This is a genomic window from Caenispirillum bisanense (assembly GCF_039523075.1).
Lineage (GTDB): Bacteria > Pseudomonadota > Alphaproteobacteria > Rhodospirillales > Rhodospirillaceae > Caenispirillum > Caenispirillum bisanense.
In genome coordinates, this window is the sequence record NZ_BAAAEP010000003.1 from 161,273 (window position 1) to 179,237 (window position 17,965).

General features: G+C 70.7%; 16 protein-coding genes. 4 read left to right on the plus strand and 12 right to left on the minus strand.

Translation table 11 applies throughout. The features are described 5' to 3' along the window. From ABD056_RS03480 to ABD056_RS03520, 9 genes are all read right to left on the minus strand, one after another. Positions 1-1,225 (minus strand): 3-hydroxyacyl-CoA dehydrogenase family protein (locus ABD056_RS03480; protein ID WP_343864450.1); only part of this gene is annotated, 1,225 nt, incomplete at its 3' end. Then, positions 1,222-2,358 (minus strand): thiolase family protein, encoded by a 1,137-nt coding sequence (locus tag ABD056_RS03485; RefSeq protein ID WP_343864452.1) that lies wholly within the window; start codon positions 2,356-2,358, stop codon positions 1,222-1,224. The genes ABD056_RS03480 and ABD056_RS03485, both read right to left, overlap by 4 nt. A gap of 31 nt (positions 2,359-2,389) precedes the next feature. Further along, positions 2,390-4,180, minus strand: a complete 1,791-nt coding sequence (locus tag ABD056_RS03490; RefSeq protein ID WP_343864453.1) for an AMP-dependent synthetase/ligase — start codon at positions 4,178-4,180, stop codon at positions 2,390-2,392. An 11-nt stretch (positions 4,181-4,191) separates the two neighbouring features. Then, on the minus strand, positions 4,192-5,022 hold the full coding sequence (locus tag ABD056_RS03495) for an ABC transporter ATP-binding protein (RefSeq protein WP_343864454.1): 831 nt from the start codon (positions 5,020-5,022) through the stop codon (positions 4,192-4,194). Between the two features lie 4 nt (positions 5,023-5,026). Beyond that, complete coding sequence (locus ABD056_RS03500) at positions 5,027-6,211, minus strand: ABC transporter substrate-binding protein (protein ID WP_343864455.1); 1,185 nt, start codon at positions 6,209-6,211, stop codon at positions 5,027-5,029. Between the two features lie 50 nt (positions 6,212-6,261). Beyond that, positions 6,262-7,305: a branched-chain amino acid ABC transporter permease gene (locus ABD056_RS03505; RefSeq protein ID WP_343864456.1), complete on the minus strand. Its 1,044-nt coding sequence runs from the start codon at positions 7,303-7,305 to the stop codon at positions 6,262-6,264. A 2-nt stretch (positions 7,306-7,307) separates the two neighbouring features. After that, entirely contained in the window at positions 7,308-8,186 is an 879-nt protein-coding gene (locus ABD056_RS03510; RefSeq protein ID WP_343864458.1) for a branched-chain amino acid ABC transporter permease, read from the minus strand. 1 nt (position 8,187) lies between these two features. Further along, entirely contained in the window at positions 8,188-9,099 is a 912-nt protein-coding gene (locus ABD056_RS03515; protein WP_343864460.1) for an ABC transporter ATP-binding protein, read from the minus strand. A 187-nt stretch (positions 9,100-9,286) separates the two neighbouring features. Beyond that, positions 9,287-10,075 carry a FadR/GntR family transcriptional regulator gene (locus ABD056_RS03520; protein ID WP_343864462.1) on the minus strand — a complete coding sequence of 263 codons (789 nt, stop codon included), beginning with the start codon at positions 10,073-10,075 and terminating at the stop codon, positions 9,287-9,289. Between the two features lie 237 nt (positions 10,076-10,312). Between ABD056_RS03520 and ABD056_RS03525 the strand changes: the two genes are divergently transcribed. Genes ABD056_RS03525 through ABD056_RS03535 form a run of 3 tightly spaced genes read left to right on the plus strand, consistent with a single transcriptional unit; the run spans position 10,313 to position 12,389 of the window. Next, complete coding sequence (locus tag ABD056_RS03525) at positions 10,313-10,837, plus strand: methanogen output domain 1-containing protein (protein ID WP_343864463.1); 525 nt, start codon at positions 10,313-10,315, stop codon at positions 10,835-10,837. Beyond that, positions 10,827-11,858 carry a histidine kinase dimerization/phosphoacceptor domain -containing protein gene (locus tag ABD056_RS03530; protein ID WP_343864465.1) on the plus strand — a complete coding sequence of 344 codons (1,032 nt, stop codon included), beginning with the start codon at positions 10,827-10,829 and terminating at the stop codon, positions 11,856-11,858. Before ABD056_RS03525 ends, ABD056_RS03530 begins: the two co-directional genes overlap by 11 nt. 33 nt (positions 11,859-11,891) lie before the next feature. Then, on the plus strand, positions 11,892-12,389 hold the full coding sequence (locus tag ABD056_RS03535) for a response regulator (protein WP_343864467.1): 498 nt from the start codon (positions 11,892-11,894) through the stop codon (positions 12,387-12,389). A 23-nt stretch (positions 12,390-12,412) separates the two neighbouring features. Here the strand turns inward: ABD056_RS03535 and ABD056_RS03540 are convergent, their stop codons facing one another. The 3 genes from ABD056_RS03540 to ABD056_RS03550 are packed head-to-tail and all read right to left on the minus strand — an operon-like array spanning position 12,413 to position 17,402. After that, positions 12,413-13,531 carry an ABC transporter permease gene (locus ABD056_RS03540; protein ID WP_343864469.1) on the minus strand — a complete coding sequence of 373 codons (1,119 nt, stop codon included), beginning with the start codon at positions 13,529-13,531 and terminating at the stop codon, positions 12,413-12,415. 2 nt (positions 13,532-13,533) lie between these two features. Then, positions 13,534-16,320, minus strand: coding sequence for a ribosome-associated ATPase/putative transporter RbbA (rbbA, locus tag ABD056_RS03545; protein WP_343864471.1), 2,787 nt, complete (start codon positions 16,318-16,320; stop codon positions 13,534-13,536). Next, entirely contained in the window at positions 16,317-17,402 is a 1,086-nt protein-coding gene (locus tag ABD056_RS03550) for an HlyD family secretion protein (RefSeq protein ID WP_343864473.1), read from the minus strand. The genes rbbA and ABD056_RS03550 overlap by 4 nt, the downstream gene beginning before the upstream one ends. Before the next feature lie 240 nt (positions 17,403-17,642). On the opposite strand from ABD056_RS03550, the gene ABD056_RS03555 reads away from it, so the two are divergent. Next, positions 17,643-17,965 (plus strand): hypothetical protein (locus ABD056_RS03555; RefSeq protein WP_343864475.1); only part of this gene is annotated, 323 nt, incomplete at its 3' end.

The following is a 17,965-nucleotide window of genomic DNA, read 5'->3' on the forward strand; positions in this document are numbered from 1 at the left end:
CCCCCCCGGCGGCGCCGCCCCCGCCCAGCAGCGCCGGCACCTCGCGCCCCTCGGCGGCGAGGCGGTCGGCGATGGCGCGGCAGCCGACGGCATCGGCCAGCGCGAACGGCCCCCTGGCCCAGTTGTAGCCCAGTTCCATGGCGGCATCGGCGGCGGCCGGGTCGTCGGCGATCTCCGGCGCCATGGCGGCGGCGTAGGACACCGTCTGCGACAGCACCGCCCAGGCATAGCGGCCGAGGGCGTCGTCGCGGGCGATGAGGCCGGCGAGATCGGGGGCGACGGCGGGCGCCGGCCGCTCCGGGCGGTAGGCGCCGGTTTCCAGGTCCATCACCTCGCGCGTCCGGCGTCCGGCGGCGTCCTTGACCATGCGATAGAAGCCGCCGCCCGCCTTGCGGCCCACCTGTCCGGCCTCGATCATGGCGCGCAGGCGCGGCTGGCCGAGGATGTCGTGGGCGCGGTGGGCGTCGTCGGCCGGCAGGGCGTCGAACAGGCTGCCCCAGACGTGGGGGATGAGGTCGATGCCAACCAGATCGAACAGGCCGAAGATGCCGGTCGGCGGAATGCCGAAGGGGCGGCCGGCCACCGCGTCCGCCTCCTCCACCGTCAGGCCGTGGGCGAAGGCTTCCATCACCGCCACGGTCATCCAGAAGCAGCCGATGCGGTTGGCGATGAAGGCCGGCGTGTCGCGGCAGTCGATCACCGTCTTGCCGAGCAGCCGGTCGGCCGCCTCGCGCACCAGGGCGGCGGTGACGGGGTCGGTGCGCGGGCCGGCCACCACCTCCAGCAGGCGCATGTGGCGGACCGGGTTGAAGAAGTGGGTGATGACGAAATCGCGGGCGAAGCGCTCCGGCAGGCCCTCGGTCAGGCGGGCGAGCGGGATGGTGGAGGTGTTGGAGGAGACCGCCGCGCCGCCCTGCCTCACCGCCTCCACCCTGGCGAAGAGGGCGCGCTTGACGTCCAGGTTCTCGACCACCGCCTCGACGATCCAGTCGGCATCGGCAAGGCGGCCGAGGTCGGCGTCGATGCCGCCCGTTTCCACCAGCGCCACGGCGCTGTCGTGCATGAAGGCGCCGGCCGTCTGCTGGCGGGCAAGGCCGGCGCGGGCCTGCTCTGCCGTCACGTCGAGCAGCACCACCGGCACCCCGGCGTTGGCGAACTGGGCCGCGATGCCGCCGCCCATGGACCCGGCGCCGAGCACCGCCGCCTTGCGAACCGTGCGTGTCATGCCGCCTCCAGGATCATGGCGATGCCCATGCCGCCGCCGATGCACTGGGTGGCGAGCGCGTGGGTCTTGCCCTCGCGCGCGAGCAGGGTCGCCGCCTTGCCGACCAGCCGCGTGCCGGTTGCGCCGAGCGGGTGGCCGAGGGCGATGGCGCCGCCGTCGACGTTCAGCCGGTCCTCGGCGATGCCGAGGTCACGGCGGCAGGCTTCCGCCTGGGCGGCGAAGGCCTCGTTCATCTCCACCAGGTCGATGTCGGCGATGGTGAGGCCGGCGCGGGCGAGCGCCTTGCGCGTCGCCTCGATGGGGCCGAGGCCCATGACCCCCGGCGCGCAGCCCGATACGGCGAAGGATTTCACCGCCGCCAGCACCGTCAGGCCGTGGCGGGCGGCGAAGTCCTCGGTACACACCAGCACCGCCGTGGCGCCGTCGGTCATGGGCGAGGACGAGGCGGCGGTGACGGTGCCGTCGGCCTTGAACGCCGGCTTCAGGGTGGCGAGCTTCTCCAGCGTGGTGGCGCGGATGCAGCCGTCGGTGTCGACCACCGTGTCGCCCACCGGCACCGGCACGATTTCGGGCGCAAGGCGGCCGCCGTCGCGGGCGGCGACGGCCTTGCTCTGGCTCCAGTGGCCGAAGCGGTCCTGGTCCTCGCGGCTCAGGCCGTACATCGCCGCCACCCGCTCGGCGGTCAGCCCGACGTTGATGTAGTCGGCCACCATCTGCGCGTCCCAGGCCGGGTTGGGCAGCTGGTTGAAGCCCATCATCGGCACCCGCGACATGCATTCGGTGCCGCCGCAGATGAAGGCCTCGCCGGCGTTGGTGGCGATCATGCCGGCCGCCATCTGCACCGCCTGGATGGACGAGCCGCACCAGCGGTTGATGGTGGCGCCGGCCACCGTTTCCGGCAGCCCGGCCAGCATGCCGACGATGCGGCCGATGTTGAGGCCCTGCTCCCCTTCCGGGAAGGCGCAGCCCCAGATGACGTCCTCAATCTCCGCCGGCGGCACGCCGGTGCGGTCGATCAGGGCGCGGATGACGTGGGCGCCCAGGTCGTCGGGGCGCATGCCGGCCAGCGCGCCCTTGTGGGCGAAGGTAAAGGGAGTGCGGCAATAGCCGGCGATGACGGCCTTGCGGGTCATGCTGTCGATCCTTTGCGAGGCGCCGGCGGGCTCAGGCGTAGAGGCCGGCGATTTCGGTGGCGTATTTCTTCGCGATGTTGGAACGGCGGACCTTCATGGTGGCCGTCACCTCGTCATCGTCGTGGTCCAGTTCCTTGGTCAGCAGGTGGAACTTGCGGACGTGCGACACCTGCGCCAGCTGGCCGTTGGCGGCGTTGATCTCGCCCTGCACCAGCTCGCGCACCGCCGGGTTCTCGGCCAGGCTGCGGAAGTGGGTGTAGGCGATGCCGTGTTCCTCGGCCCACTTGCCCACCGTTTCCAGGTCGATCTGGATGAGGGCGGAGACGTACTTGCGGCCCTCGCCGATGACGATGCATTCCTTGATGTAGGGGCTGCCCTTGACGGTGTTCTCGATCTCCGACGGGCTCAGGTTCTTGCCGCCGGCGGTGATGATGATGTCCTTCAGGCGGTCGACGATGCGGAACTGGCCGTCCACCATCTCCACCACGTCGCCGGTGTGCAGCCAGCCGCCGCGGATGGAGGCGGCGGTGGCCTCCGGGTTCTTGTAGTAGCCGGCGAAGACCACCTCGCCGCGCACCTGCAGCTCGCCCATGTCGCCGATGCGGCACTCGGCGCCGTGGATGGCGGGCCCGACGCAGCCCGGCGCGGTGCGGCCGGGGTACTGGCCGGTGACCATGCCGGTGGTCTCGGTCAGGCCGTAGATCTCCAGCACCGGCACGCCGATGGTGCGGAAGAAGGTGACGATGCGCCGCGAGATGGGCGCCGCCCCGGTCAGCGCCACCTGCGCCTTGCGCAGGCCGATGTAGTTGCGCAGGGCGCGGAAGATCAGCAGCGTGCACAGCGCGAAGGTCAGCCGCTGGCCGAGGCTGCGCTGGGCCGGCGGCACCTCGGCGAAGGGTTCGCAGGCGGCGACGGCGCGGTCGAACAGCCAGCGGCGCAGGCCGCCGGCCTCGATCATCTTGATGTGGATGGCGCTGTGCAGCTTTTCCCAGATGCGCGGCACGCCGAGGAAGCTGGTCGGCGCCACCTCGCGCAGGTCTTCCTGCACGGTGCGCAGGCTTTCGCCGAAGTTCACCATGCCGCCGCCGTAGATCGGGCCCATGGTGGTGAACATCTGCTCCGCCACATGGCAGAGCGGCAGGTAGGACAGGTGGCTGGTGCCGGGGCCGGCGCCCAGGCGCTCCATGATGGCGGCGGCCTCGGCCCGCATGTTGCGCCAGGTGATCATGGCGCCCTTGGGCTTGCCGGTGGAGCCGGAGGTGTAGATCATCAGCGCCACGTCATCGAGCGACTGGCCGTCCACCCGCCGTTCCATCTCCGCCGGGTCGCGGTCACGCCCCAGCGCCTCCACCTCCGCGAAGGAGATGATGCGGTCGCGCGGGTAATGGCGCAGGCCCTTCATGTCGATGACGATGATGCGCTTCAGGCGCGGCAGCTGGTCCTGGCATTCCAGCACCTTGTCGGCCTGTTCCTGGTCCTCGCAAATGACCAGCTGCACCTCGGCATGGCCGAGCACATAGGCCACCTCCGACGCCGGGCTGGTGGGGTAGACGCCGACCGCGATGCCGCCGGCGATGCCGGCGCCGAACTGGGCCAGCACCCACTCGATGCGGTTGTCGGACAGGATGCCGACATGGCCGCCGCTCTCCAGCCCCAGCGCCGTCAGGCCGAGGGCGACGGCGCGGGCGCGGGCGTAGTAGTCGCCCCAGGTGACGGGGTTCCAGATGCCGAAATCCTTCTGGCGCAGGGCGATGCCGGCCGGCGTCTGCTCGGCGCGGCGGCGCAGCATCTGCACCAGGGTCAGCGGGGGAAGCTCTGCCATGGCGGGCATCCTCACGACAGCCAGCGCTTGCGGCGCTTGTAGTGTTTGACGTCGCGGTAGTTCCGCGCCGCCCCTTCCTCGCCCATGCCGAGGTAGAACTCGCGCACGTCCTGGTCGCGCATCAGCGTCTCCACCGGCCCGTCGGTGACGATGCGCCCCGTCTCCATGATGTAGGCGTAGGAGGCGACGGCGAAGGCCATGGCGGCGTTCTGCTCCACCACCAGCATGCTGGTGCCGTGCTCGGCATTGATGCGGGCGATGATGGTGAAGATTTCCTCGGTCAGCAGCGGCGACAGGCCGAGGGACGGCTCGTCGAGCAGGATGAGGCGCGGGTTGGCCACCAGCGCCCGGCCGATGGCGAGCATCTGCTGCTCGCCCCCGGACAGGTAGCCGGCAAGGCCCTTGCGGCGCTCGTACAGGCGGGGGAAGTACTGGTAGACGAGGTCGAAGTCCCGCGCCGAGGCTCCGGCGCGGGAATAGGTGGCGGCGACCAGGTTTTCCTCGACGGTCAGGTCTTCGAACACATGGCGCCCTTCCATGACGTGGAAGAGGCCGGCGTGGACCAGCGCGTGCGGCTTGCGGCCGCGCGTGGAGGCCCCGGCGAACACCACGTCGCCGGCCGTCAGCGCCCCGTTTTCCAGGTCGAGCAGGCCGGAGATTGCCTTCAGCGTGGTGGTCTTGCCCGCCCCGTTGGAGCCGAGCAGCGCCACCACCTGACCCTCCGGCACCCGCAGCGACAGGCCGCGCAGCACCTGGACGGTGTGGTTGTAGACCACCTCGATGTTGTTCACTTCAAGCAGGCTCGCCGTCTCCGGCCGCCGCGCCGCCGCCACCGCGTTCATGGCCTCAGCCCCCGGTGCGGGTCAGGTTGATCCAGTCGGAGACCGGCACCATCTTCTGCTGCCCCATGTCGGCCCGGTAGATGCGGCCGACCGGGATGGAGTTGCCGGGGATGCTGACCGGCACGCCGATCAGGCCGCCGGTGTCGAAGTCCTTCAGGCTGTTGAGCGCCGCCTTCATGTTGGCGCCGGTCAGTTCCTTGCCGTCGGCCAGGGTGCGCTTCACCGCCTCGGTCATCAGCATGGCGGTCAGCATGCCCTGGATGTAGGCGGTGGACTGGTACTCCGGCCGCATGGCGCGGATCTTCTCCAGCATCGGCGCGTCTTCGGTGTCGTAGTAGTAGCGGTAGGGCATGACGCCCATGAAGCCGTCGGCGGCGGCGCCCATCTTCATGACGATGCTGTTGTCCATGGACCAGAAGGTGCCCATGAACTTGGTCTCCATCCCCATCTGCCGGGCCTGATTGATGAACTCGGGAATGGGGGCGAGGATGTAGCCGTGGAAGATGGTGTAGTCGGGCCGGGCGCGGCGCAGCTTCAGCACCTCGGTCGAGACGTCGACGGAGCCGGGCGGCGTGACGATGGTCTCCACCACCTCCAGCCCCAGCGCCTTGGCGCGCTCGCTGCTGGTGGCGATGGGGTCGCGACCGAACTCGGTGTCGGAATGGACGAAGGCCACCTTGGCGCCGGCTTTCTCCTGCGCGATGTACTCCAGCAGGATGCCGAACATCTCGGTGTAGTCCGGCCCGGCCATGAACTGCAGCGGGTAGGTGCCGGGGTCGTTCAGTTCCGTCGCGAAGGAGGCGCCGGCCATCAGGATGCCGCCGTGACGCTCCAGTTCCGGGTCGATGGTCTTGGCGAAGGCGGTGGAATCGCCGTAGTAGAGGGTGACCTTGTGCTGGCCGGTGATCTTGTTGAAGGCAGCCACCGAGGCATCGACCTTGTAGGCGGTGTCTTCCGGCACGTAGCGCAGCATGCGGCCTTCGATGCCGCCCTGCTCGTTGACCATCTTCACCCAGTCCTGGATGCCGGCATGGATGCCCTCGCCGGCGAAGGCGAAGACGCCGGTCAGCGGGATGGAGCCGCCGAGCACGATGTCGTCCGCCGCGCGCGCCTGCGGCAGCGCCGCCGATGCCGCCAGCCCGGCGGCCAGCGCCGCCCCCAGCACGGTCCTGCGGGAAAGCTTGAACATCTGGTTGTCCTCCCTGAGTGTTTCTTCGGTTCTTGGACGCGGGTACGGGGTCAGGTCTTGAAGGGCCACAGGTGGAAGAACCGGCGGATGCGCCGCCACACTTCGGCCAGGCCCTGGGGCTCGAAGATCAGGAACAGCACGATCAGGGCGCCGAACACGATGGTGCGCACCGGCGACAGCAGCGCCACCGCATCGGGCAGCCACGGCGACAGCCAGCCGACCGCCAACTTCAGCGCCTCCGGCACCATGGTCATGAAGGCCGCGCCCAGCACGGCGCCGAGGATGGAGCCCATGCCGCCGACGATGATGGCGGCCAGGAAGAAGATGGACATCACCAGCGGGAAGCTTTCCGGCGTGATGACGCGGAAGAAATAGGCCCACAGCCCGCCCGCCACGCCAGCATAGAAGCTCGACAGGGCGAAGCTCAGCAGCTTGTAGCGCAGCAGGCGGATGCCCAGCACCTCGGCGGAGATGTCGCGGTCGCGGATGGCGATGAAGGCGCGGCCGATGCGGGTGCGGAACAGGTTGGCGGCGCCGAACACCATCAGCACCGTCACCGGCACGATCAGCCAGTAAAGCGTCCGCGGCTGGTCCAGCACGATGCCGAAGATGCTGGCCGGCGGCATGGTCAGTCCGGAAACGCCGCCGGTGACCGAGGTCCAGTGCGAAAAGACGAAGTGCAGGATGACCGAGGCGGCGATGGTGGCGATGGCGAGGTAAAGCCCCTTCACCCGCAGGCTCGGCACCCCCACCACCAGCCCCGCCAGGCTGGCGGTCAGGCCGCCGGCGACGAGGTTGAGCAGGAACGGCGTGCCCAGGTTGATCTCCAGCCACGCCACCGTATAGGCGCCCACCCCCATGAAGGCGGCCTGCCCCAGGCTCACCAGCCCGGTATAGCCGGTGAGGATGTTGAGGCCGGTGGCCGAGGCGATGTTGATGGCCACCAGGCAGGCCATGTAGATCCAGTACGGCCCGGCGACGAAGGGGAAGACGGCCAGCAGGGCGAACAGGCCGACCAGCCAGGCGCGCTGCACCGTGGTGTCGAACAGGGCCTCGTCGGCGGCGTAGGTCTGTTTGGCGGCTCCGATGCGCATGGCTACAGTCGCTCGATCTCGTGGGTTCCGAACAGGCCGTAGGGGCGGACCAGCAGGACCGCGACCAACAGCGTGAAGGTGGCGAGCATCTTGAACTCGCCGCCGAGGTAGGCGCCGGCCAGGGCCTCCAGCAGGCCAATGAACAGGCCCGCCACCAGGGCGCCGAGCACGCTGTCGAGGCCGCCGACGATCACCACCACCAGCACCGACAGGCCGAACACGCCCATGGTGGGCGAGATGCCGCCGATGGCGCCGACCAGCATCCCCGACCCGGCGGCGGTGACACAGGCGATCACCCAGGCCAGCGAGAACACCCGCGGCACGTTGATGCCCATGGAATAGGCCGCGGCCTGATCGCCGGCGGTGGCGCGCAGGGCGACGCCGCCGCGCCAGAAGCGGAACAGCAGCAGGAAGCCGGCCACCACCACCGCCGCCACCGCAAAGGCTGTCGCCACCTTGGCGGAGACGTAGGCCTCGCCGAGGAACAGCGGCGTCGTCGGCATGTAGTCGGGCAGCATCAGCGGGTTGGCGCCCCAGATCAGTTCCACCGTGCCGACCAGCACGCTGCCGAGGCCGATGGTCAGCATGAAGACGCTGATCGGGCTTTCGCCCAGCATCGGGCGGATGAGCGTGCGCTCCACCGCCGCGCCGAACAGCCCGGCGACGGCCAGCGTCAGCAGCGCCGCCAGCCAGTGGGGCAGGGCCATGCCGGCGGCGAAGCCGAAGAACACATAGCCGCCGAGCATGAGGATCTCGCCGATGGCCAGGTTGACCACCCGCGTCGCCTTGTAGATCAGCACGAAGGCAAGGCCCGTCAGGGCATAGAGACCGCCGGAGCCGATGCCGGCGAGGCTCACCTCGGCCAGGAACAGCCAGTCCATGTCACGCCACCTCCCGCTTGCCGGCCTGGACGCGGGCGCGCAGGTCGCCGACATCGCCGGACCCGAGGTAGGCGGCGATGACGTCGGGGTTGGCGGCCACCTCGCGCGGCAGGCCCTGGGCGATGACCTGCCCGAAGTTCAGCACCACCACATGGTCGGAAATGTCCATGACCATGCCCATGTCGTGCTCGACCATCAGGATGGTGACGCCCCATTCCTCCTTCACGTCGAGGATGAAGCGGGCCATGTCCTCGGTTTCCTCGCGGTTCATGCCGGCCACCGGCTCGTCGAGCATGAGGATGCGCGGCTTCATGGCCAGCGCGCGCGCCAGTTCCACCCGCTTCTGCAGGCCATAGGACAGGGCGGCGACGGGGGCGTTGCGGATGTGGTCGATTTCAAGGAAGTCGATGATGCGTTCCTCGATCTCGCGGCGCAGTTCCATCTCCTCCCGCCGGGCGCGGCCGAAGTACCACAGGGCATCCAGCAGGCCGGTCCGCATGTGGGCGTGGCGGCCGAGCTTGATGTTGTCGAGCACGGTCATGCCGCGGAACAGGGCGATGTTCTGGAACGTGCGCGCCATGCCGAGCCTGGCGCGATCAGGGGCGTGCAGGTGGTTCACGCTGTCGCCGAAGAACCGGATGGTGCCGGTGTTGGCCTTGTAGAAGCCGGAGATGGTGTTGAACAGCGAGGTCTTGCCGGCCCCGTTCGGCCCGATGACCGAGGTGACGGAGCCTTCCGCCACCGTGAAGCCGACCCCATCCAGGGCGCGCAGGCCACCGAAGTAGAGGGCGACGCCCTCCACCTCCAGGGCGGCGGCGGCCGGGGCGGCGGCGGCCGAGGGCGGCGCGGCGGCGGCAGAGGCGGAAGCGGGGTCGGCGGCGGCCGGTCGCAGCGGGCTGACGGCGGTGCTCATCGGCCGGCGCCTCCCGCGCGGGGCGGGCACGGCCGGCGGCGGAGCGCGGACGGCAGGCGGCGGCGTTCGGCCCGGCACGGGGCCGCGGCCATGGGGACTGTCGCGGACAAGGTCTCCTCCCTGGTGACACGTCGGCGCCGGTTTTGTGGGGGGCGTCTCGACGTCTTGCCGGATTGACGGGTGTGGTCTAGGGGCTGCCCCTCGTCTGGAAGATGCTGTCGAACTGAATGCCTTCCACCGGCGCATCCAGGCTGCGGCCGGTGCGCACGAAGCCCTTGCCGAAGTCGGCGACGTGGCGCCGCATCCAGGTGCGGGCGGCCTCGGCGTCGCGGGTGCGCAGGGCGTCGAGCAGGCGGGAATGGGCCTCGAACAGGCGCGGCGCCGCCTCGGGCACCGCCTCGAAGATGGGCTGGGTGGCGGGGTAGATGAGCAGGCTCGCCGGCTCCCGCGCCAGCTGCAGCACCCGGTTGCCGGTGGCGCGGGCGATGAGGGTGTGGAACTCGGTATCCAGTTCCGCCACGCGGGAGGGATCGTCCACCGCCTGCCCGGTGCGCGCCACGTTGTCGGCGATGGCGTCCAGGTCGTCGTCGGTGCGGTGGATGACCGCCAGTTCGATGGCGTTGCGCTCCAGCATGTCGATGGCTTCGTACAGCTCGCGGAAGGTCACCTGGTGCAGCACCAGGGCGCGGCTCATGCGGGTGGCGAGCTTGGTCTGGCGCGGCAGGCTGGCGACCAGCCGGCGGCCGGATTCGCGCCGCAGCAGGCCGGACTGTTCCAGGCAGCGGATGCCCTCGCGCACCGTCGAGCGGTTGACGCCGAACTGCTTCACCAGATCGGCCTCGGTGCCGATGCGCTCCCCCGGCCGGATGCGGCCGCTGACGATCTCCCGCTCGATCGCCTCGGCGACCAGCTGATAGGCCGGGGCCGCGCTGATGCGCTCAAAACGCTCGGTGGCGGTATCGGCGGCGTGTCCCATGGTCTCTCTGGCAGATTGGCAGATTGGCATATTGTCCGACAAACTGATCGTCTGCCGCCCACCGCCAGGAGTCAAGGCCGAGCGTGGCAGTACATCTTTCGGATGAGAGAGCGCGGGCGATGCCATTTCCGTGCGGCATGACCCACTTCTCCGGTAGGATTATGGGGCTGGACCTGCAACCGCAGGCTCTATATCTGTCGAACGACCGGCACCCTGCGATCCCAACGGAGACATCCCATGACGCATCCCTCCGATGCCGACGTGAGCCTCAACCGCGATGCCTTCGTGCGCAATCTGGTCAGCGAGCTGGCGGCGACGCTGGAAGACGTGGTCGGGCTGGAAAGCGCCGCCGGCTACATCAGCGTGGTCGGGGCCCGCATCGGCCGCAGCATTGATCTTGAGTATAAGGACAAGCTCGGCCGCCCGCGCCTCGACCGCGACGAGGTGGCGGCGGTGCTGGTGGACCTGAAGAAGCGCATCCAGGGGGATTTCTACATCATCGAGGAAGACGCCGGCCGCATCGTCCTCGGCAACCGGGCCTGCCCGTTCGGCGACTACGTGCAGGGCAAGCCGTCGCTGTGCATGATGACGTCCAACGTGTTCGGCTACATCACCGCCGAGAACCTGGGCTATGCCCGCGTGCAGCTGGACGAGACCATCGCCGAAGGGCACGGCCGCTGCCGCGTTACCGTCCACCTGACCCCGGCCGAGGCGCCCGATCCCCAGGCGCGCGAGTATTTCGGGAGCGATGATGCCGGCTAACCCTGACGCCGCCGCCGTCCTCGACGCGCTGGACGAACCCGCCTTCCTGCTCGACCGCGGCGGGGTGGTGCGGCACGCCAACCCGGCGGCCGCCCAGTTCCTGCGCCGGCCGCTGGCGACCCTGAACGGCCAGCCGCTGGCGGCGCTGGTGGCATCCCCGGCTGACCGCCTGGCCCCCTTCCTCGACCTCTGCGCCCGCTCGTCCCAGTCCATGGTCGGCGGGCTGGTGGTCACCGACCAGGAGGGGCGGTCGTTGTCCTGCCCCGCCCGCGGCTGCCGCATCGCCCTGGCCGGCGGCGCCTTCACCCTGCTGCGCCTGCAGGTGGGGGAGGCCAAGCGGTTCCGCGCCCTGACCGACAAGACCATCTCGCTCAACGCCGAACTGACGGAGAACAAGCGCATCCGCCGCGACCTCAAGCTGGCGCTGGAGGAGAAGGAGGTGCTGCTGCGGGAGGTCAACCACCGCGTCAAGAACAACCTGCAGATGCTGCAGGGCGTGCTGTCGCTGACCGAACGCGCCACCGCCGACGAGCGGTCGCGCGAAGCGGTGCGGTCGGTGCGCCTGCGGGTGGAGGCCATGGGGCTGGTGCAGCGCCTGCTCTACCAGAAGGACGACGTCAGCGGCATCGACGGCGCCGCCTTCATCCGCCTGCTGGTGGACAACTGCGTCAGCGCCTTCGGACGCTCCGACATCGCCGTCACCACCACCTGCGAGCCGGTGGAGGTGCGCAGCGACACAGCCTTCCTGCTCGGCCTGGCCGCCAACGAGCTGATCACCAACGCCCTCAAGTACGCCTTCACCGACCGTCCCGCCGGCGCCCTGGCGGTGGACCTGACGCCGCACGGGCAGCGGGCGGGAGTGATTCGTCTGGTGGTTGCCGACGACGGCGTCGGCATGGCCGCCGACGCGCCGCCGGGAACCGGATTGGCGCTCGTGCGTCATCTTGTGCGTCGGCCGGGGGGATCGTTCAGTGTTGAATCCTCCCGCGGCACCCGGTGTATCGTGGAGTTCCCGATCTGACGACCGGGGTCCACCCGTAGCAGAGTGACGGCCATGTCGAGTCTCGCCCCCGCTCCATCTGCCCGCCTGCGCCCCGTTCCGCGCCCGTCGGCCGGTCTGCGCGCGGCCGCCGATGCCGGAACCTGCGGCGACTCGGCCTCGGCCGGCCCCCTGCCGGTGAAGGTGCTGGTGTGCGAGGACGACTGGCTGATCGCCTCCTCCATCGAAAACGTGCTGGCGGAGGCCGGCTTCGCCGTGGTCGGCATCGCCGCCGACGCCGATGAGGCCCTGCTCCTGCTGCGGCGGGAACGGCCCGATCTGGTGCTGATGGACATCCAGCTGCAGAACGGCACCAACGGCATCGACCTGGCGCGGCAGCTGTTCGACCGCTTCGCCCTGCGCAGCCTGTTCGTGTCGGGCAACGTCAACGATGCCGCCCGGCTGACGGCGGCCCCGGCGCAGCCGCTCGGCTGGCTGCACAAGCCGTTCTCCGACGACGAACTGGCCGCCGCCGTGCGCGCCGCCGCCGGCCGCGACGACGACCGGCACTGAGGCCCCAGGCCGGCGCCCCGCCGTCAGACCATCTGGCTGATGGTGCGGCGGAAGCGGGCGAGCGCCAGCAGCAGCAGCGCCCCGCCGATGGCGGCGATGGCCAGGAACTGCGGCCACACCACCTCCAGCCCGGCGCCCCGGTAGAGGATGGCCTGCGCCAGGGCGACGAAATGGGTGGTGGGGGCGGCCTGCATCACCCATTGCACCGCCGCCGGCATGCTTTCCTGCGGCGTCACCCCGCCCGACAGCAGTTGCAGCGGCAGCAGCACCAGGATGGTCAGCAGCCCGAACTGCGGCATGGACCGCGCCAGCGTGCCAAGGAAGATGCCCATGGCGGTGGTGGCGAACAGGTGCAGGGCGGCGCCGGCCAGGAACAGGGGGACGGAGCCTTCGATGGGCACCCGCAGCAGCCCCTGCACCACCACCGTCAGCGACAGGCCGCAGGCCACCAGCACCACCAGGGCCATGGCCCACACCTTGGCGATCATGATCTCGAACGGCGTCACCGGCATCACCAGCAGGTGTTCCACCGTGCCGTGCTCGCGCTCGCGGATGAGGGCGGCGCCGGTCAGCACGATGGACAGCATGGTGACGTTGTTGATGATCTCCATGATCGACCCGAACCACATCTTGTCCAGTTGCGGGTTGAAGCGCGCCCGCAGTTCCAGCCCCACCGGCAGGCTCTCGACCTCGCGGTGACGCTGGACGAAGGCCGTCACCTCCTGCCCGACGATGGTCTGGACGTAGCCGCTGCCGGTGAAGGCCTGGCTGACGCGGGTGGCGTCGACGTTCAGTTGCAGCGCCGGCCGCCGCCCGGCCAGCACGTCCTTCTGGAAGTCGGGCGGGATGGTCAGGGCGAAGGTGTCGCGCCCGGCATCCATGCGGGCATCCAGCTCCGCCAGCGAAATCAGCTCCGGCGCCGTGAAGTGGGGCGGGTAGAAGGCGGCCACCAGCCGCGCCGACAGCTGCGAGCGGTCCTCGTCGACGATGGCGACGGGGGCGCGGTTCAAGCTTTCCGGCATGGCGGTGGCGGCGGCGTAGATCGCCAGGCTGAAGGCATAGACGATCAGCACCATCATGATGGGGTCGCGCGCCAGGCTGCGCAGTTCCTTGATGCCGAGGTGCAGGATCTTGCTCTGCATGATCACCGCTCCTGCTTTTTCAGAAACAGCACCGCCAGCGCCAGCAGCACCGGCACCGCGATCAGCAGCGGCACGAACGAGGCCTGCAGGTCGGCGAACCCCAGGCCCTTGGAGAAGGTGCCGCGGGCGATGGTCAGGAAGTGGGTGGTCGGGTAGACCTCGCCGATGATCCGCCCCGCCCCCTGCAACGACGAGATGGGGTCGATCATGCCGGCGAAGTTCACCGCCGGCAGCAGCGTCAGGATGGCGGTGCCGAAGATGGCGGCGATCTGGCTGCGCATGAAGGTCGAGATCACCAGCCCGAAGGCGGTGGAGGCGAAGACGTAGAGCAGCGCCCCGGCCGCCAGGGTCAGGAAGCTGCCCTTCAGCGGCACCCCGAACAGCACGATGGCGAAGACCGTCAGCAGCAGGAAGCTCGCCATGCTCAGCACCACATAGGGCAGCTGCTTGCCGAGCAGGAATTCGAGCCGCGTGGTCGGGGTGACGTAGAAGTTGATGATGGAGCCCAGTTCCTTCTCACGCACCACGCTCAAGGCCGCCAGCATGGCCGGAATGAGCATCAGCAGCATGGGGATCACCGCCGGCACGATGGCCGGCAGGCTGCGGACGTCGGGGTTGTAGCGGAAGCGGGTCTCGACCGTCGCGGCGGCGGCGAAGGCATCGCCATGCCCCAGCTCGCGCGCCTTGCGCTCCAGCCAGTGCAGGTGCATGCCGCGGACGTAGCCGCGGATGGTGTCGCCGCGGGTCGGCATGGCGCCGTCGATCCACGCCGCCACCGACACCGGCGCCCCGCGCGCCACGTCGCGGGCGAAGCCGGGCGGGATCTCGATGGCAAGGCTGATCTCGCCGGCCCGCATGCGGCGGTCGAGGTCTTCGTAGTCGACGATGGGCGGCCGTTCGATGAAGTAGCGGGAACCGGCGATGTCCTGGCTGTAGTCGCGGCTCACCGTCGTCTGGTCGCGGTCGAGCACGGCGAAGGTGAGGTCTTCCACATCCATGCTGATGCCGTAGCCGATGACGATCATCAGGATGACGCTGCCGAGCAGGGCGAGGGTCAGGCGGATGGGGTCGCGCACCAGCTCCAGCGCCTCCCGCCGGGCATAGCTGCCGAGGCGGCGGGTGGAGGCGGCCAGCGGCCGGGGGGCGGCGGGGCCCTCGGCCGTCGCGGCGGCATCCCCGGCCACGCCCACGCCGACCGGCCCCTCTGCCGTCGCCGCGTCGTCGGCACCGGCGGCGTCCTCCAGATAGCGGATGAAGGCGTCTTCCAGCGTTGCCGCGCCGCGCTGCGCGACCAGACCGGCCGGCGTGTCGGTGACCAGCACCCGGCCGGCGTGCATGAGCGAGATGCGGTCGCAGCGTTCCGCCTCGTTCATGAAGTGGGTGGAGATGAAGATGGTCACCCCGTCCTGCCGCGACAGCGCCGCCAGTTCGCGCCAGAAGGCGTCGCGGGCGACCGGATCGACGCCCGACGTCGGCTCGTCGAGGATCAGCAGGTCGGGCTTGTGGATCATGGCGACGGCCAGCGACAGCCGCTGCCGGTGGCCGAGGGGAAGGGACTCGGGCAGGGCGTCCATCACCGCCGTCAGGCCGAAGCGCTGCGCCATTTCCTCCACCCGCGCCGGGATGCCGGCCTCGGGCAGGCTGAACAGGCGGGCGTGCAGGTCCAGGTTCTGCCGCACCGTCAGTTCGGTGTAGAGCGAGAAGGCCTGCGACATGTAGCCGACGCGGCGGCGGGTGGCGAGGTCGTGGGGGTCGACCTCGCCGCCGAACAGCCAGGCGGTGCCCTCGCTCGGCGGCAGCAGGCCGGTCAGCATCTTCATGGTGGTGGTCTTGCCGCAGCCGTTGGAGCCGAGGAAGCCGAAGATCTCGCCGCGCGCGATGGTGAAGCTGGCATGGTCGACGGCGGTGAAGTCGCCGAACCGCATGGTCAGCCCTTCGGCGCGGATGGCGATGCCGTCGCTGTCGTCCCCGGCGGCGGCGGGGCGGGGCGGGATGACGACCGGCCGGTGCTCCCGCCGCCGCTCCTCCGGCAGCAGGGCGATGAAGGCGGCTTCCAGGCTGGCGGCGCCGGTGCGGGCGAGCAGTTCGGCCGGGCTGCCGGTGGCGAGCACGCGGCCGCCGTCCATGGCCGCCAGCCAGTCGAAGCGGGCCGCTTCCTCCATGTAGGCGGTGGCGACCAGCACGCTCATGCCCGGCCGTTCGGCGCGGATGCGGTCGATCAGGTCCCAGAACTGCCGGCGCGACAGCGGATCGACGCCGGTGGTCGGCTCGTCCAGGATCAGCAGGTCGGGGTCGTGGATGAGGGCGCAGCACAGGCCCAGCTTCTGCTTCATGCCGCCCGACAGCTTGCCGGCGGGGCGGCCGGCGAAGGGCGACAGGCCGGTGCCGGCCAGCAGGCGGTCGATGCGGCGGTGGCGCTCGGCGGTGTCCTGGCCGAACAGGCGGCCGAAGAAGTCCAGGTTCTCGAACACCGACAGGGTGGGGTAGAGGTTGCGGCCGAGGCCCTGCGGCATGTAGGCGACGCGCGGGCAGACGGCGCGGCGGTGGCCGGCATCGGCCATGCTGCCGCCCAGCACCGTCACCGTGCCTTGCGCCGGCACCGGGCGGGCGCCAGCGAACAGCGCCAGCAGGCTCGACTTGCCCACCCCGTCGGGGCCGATCAACCCGGCCATGCAGCCGGCCGGCACGGCGACGGCGAGGTCATCCAGCGCCACGGTGTCGCCATAGCGCTGGGTGACGCCGGCGGCGCTGGCGATGGCGGCCGCGGGGGTCTGCGGCCGGGGGCTCATTGCGGCAGCCGCACGGCAAGCTCGGCCGGCCACGCGGCGGCGGGGTCGAGCCGCACGGTGACGGTGCCGGGCAGGCCGGTCTTGACGCTGCGGATGTGCTGGCGCAGCAGGTCGGCCGGTATGCGGGCCTTCAGGCGGAACATCAGCTTCTGCCGCTCGTCGGCGGTTTCCACCGTCTTCGGGGTGAACTGGGCGACATCGGCGACGAAGGATATTTCCGCCGGGATGACCAGATGCGGCGCCGCGTCCAGCACGATGCGCGCCTCCGCCCCCAGGCTGACGCGGCCGGCGTCGGCGGTCGGCAGGAAGAAGGTCATGTAGACGTCGGTCAGGTCGACCAGATTGAGCACGGTGCCGCCTGCCGCCACCACTTCGCCGGGGCGGGCGACGGTGTACTGCACCCGGCCGTCGCGCGGGGCGCGCAGGGTGGCGTCGGCGATGTCGGCGCCGATGCGTTCGATGGTGGCCTCCACCGCCTCCACCTCGGCGCGGGCGGCGACCACGCCGGCGCGGGCGGTGGCAAGGGCGGCTTCGGTGGCGGCGACCTGCGCCTCGGCCGCCTTCAGCGCCGCCTGGGCGCCCTGTTCGGCGGCGCGGTTGTCATCCAGCACCTGCACCGGCACGGCCCCGCGCGGCGCCAGTTCGGTGGAGCGGGCAAGGCGCTTGCCGGCGGCGTCCAGTTCCGCCCGGCGCTGACCGACTACCGCCTCCGCCGCCGCCCGTTCGGCTTCCGCCTGCCGCACCCGGCTTTCGGCCGCCTCCACCTGGATGACGGCGCGGCGCTGCTGGGCCTGGGCTTCCTTCAACTGCGCCTCCAGGGTGGAGACGTCGATGGCGGCGAGGCTCTGCCCGGCGGTGACGAAATCGCCTTCGTCCACCGTCAGGTCGCGAACGCGGCCGGGGATCTTGGTGGCGACGTCGATCTCCACCGCCTCGATGCGGCCGTTGCTGCGGGCGAAGCCCTCGGGCAGCGCCTCGCGCGGCCACAGCAGCCAGGCCACCGCCACCGCCGCCGCGACAGCCGCCGCGACGGCGGCCCATACCCGCCAGCGGACGCTCCGTTCCGGTGCCGTGGTTGCCATGGTCGCCTCCTGTCGCTGCGTCATCGTGCGGCTGCCGCCGGGGCGGCCGGCGGTTTCCTGTCGCACCGCACCCACAACCGCAATGATACAAGCGTGAAGCGGATCGGGCTGCGCATCCGGCGCATGGCTGCCGCGCTGTCGGTGGGGTGCGGCCGGCGGCGGCAAACCCGCCGTGGGCTCGGGCGTTGCTGAGGTCCGGCCGGCTGGCGGCCGCCAGCCCCTTGCACGGAGACCTGCCGCATGGACAGTCCGGCGCCCGACCTGCCCGAGGCGCTCATTGCCCACCACCTGGCCGGGCGCAGCGACCGCCGCCTGCTGCACCTGACCACCACCACCGCCCGCCTGCGCGCCATCGCGGCGGCGCTGGCGGTGTTCCGGCCCGACCTGCAGGTGCTGGTGCTGCCGCCGTGGGACTGCCTGCCCTATGACCGCCGCTCCCCTGGCGGCCGGCGGGCGGGGCAGCCGGCGGCGGCGCTGGCGCGGCTGCCGGCGCTGGACGGGGCGGGCGACGACCGGCCGGTGGCGCTGCTGACCACCGCCGCCGCCGCCCTGCAACGGCTGCC

Excerpts from the sequence above, each read along its gene's own strand:
- ABD056_RS03530 (WP_343864465.1), top strand. The coding sequence starts at position 10,827 with ATGCCGGCTAACCCTGACGCCGCCGCCGTCCTCGACGCGCTGGACGAA.
- ABD056_RS03535 (WP_343864467.1), top strand. The coding sequence starts at position 11,892 with ATGTCGAGTCTCGCCCCCGCTCCATCTGCCCGCCTGCGCCCCGTTCCG.
- rbbA (WP_343864471.1), bottom strand. The coding sequence starts at position 16,320 with ATGAGCCCCCGGCCGCAGACCCCCGCGGCCGCCATCGCCAGCGCCGCC.
- ABD056_RS03540 (WP_343864469.1), bottom strand. The coding sequence starts at position 13,531 with ATGCAGAGCAAGATCCTGCACCTCGGCATCAAGGAACTGCGCAGCCTG.
- ABD056_RS03510 (WP_343864458.1), bottom strand. The coding sequence starts at position 8,186 with ATGGACTGGCTGTTCCTGGCCGAGGTGAGCCTCGCCGGCATCGGCTCC.
- ABD056_RS03550 (WP_343864473.1), bottom strand. The coding sequence starts at position 17,402 with ATGGCAACCACGGCACCGGAACGGAGCGTCCGCTGGCGGGTATGGGCC.
- ABD056_RS03485 (WP_343864452.1), bottom strand. The coding sequence starts at position 2,358 with ATGACCCGCAAGGCCGTCATCGCCGGCTATTGCCGCACTCCCTTTACC.
- ABD056_RS03500 (WP_343864455.1), bottom strand. The coding sequence starts at position 6,211 with ATGTTCAAGCTTTCCCGCAGGACCGTGCTGGGGGCGGCGCTGGCCGCC.
- ABD056_RS03495 (WP_343864454.1), bottom strand. The coding sequence starts at position 5,022 with ATGAACGCGGTGGCGGCGGCGCGGCGGCCGGAGACGGCGAGCCTGCTT.
- ABD056_RS03520 (WP_343864462.1), bottom strand. The coding sequence starts at position 10,075 with ATGGGACACGCCGCCGATACCGCCACCGAGCGTTTTGAGCGCATCAGC.
- ABD056_RS03505 (WP_343864456.1), bottom strand. The coding sequence starts at position 7,305 with ATGCGCATCGGAGCCGCCAAACAGACCTACGCCGCCGACGAGGCCCTG.
- ABD056_RS03490 (WP_343864453.1), bottom strand. The coding sequence starts at position 4,180 with ATGGCAGAGCTTCCCCCGCTGACCCTGGTGCAGATGCTGCGCCGCCGC.
- ABD056_RS03515 (WP_343864460.1), bottom strand. The coding sequence starts at position 9,099 with ATGAGCACCGCCGTCAGCCCGCTGCGACCGGCCGCCGCCGACCCCGCT.
- ABD056_RS03525 (WP_343864463.1), top strand. The coding sequence starts at position 10,313 with ATGACGCATCCCTCCGATGCCGACGTGAGCCTCAACCGCGATGCCTTC.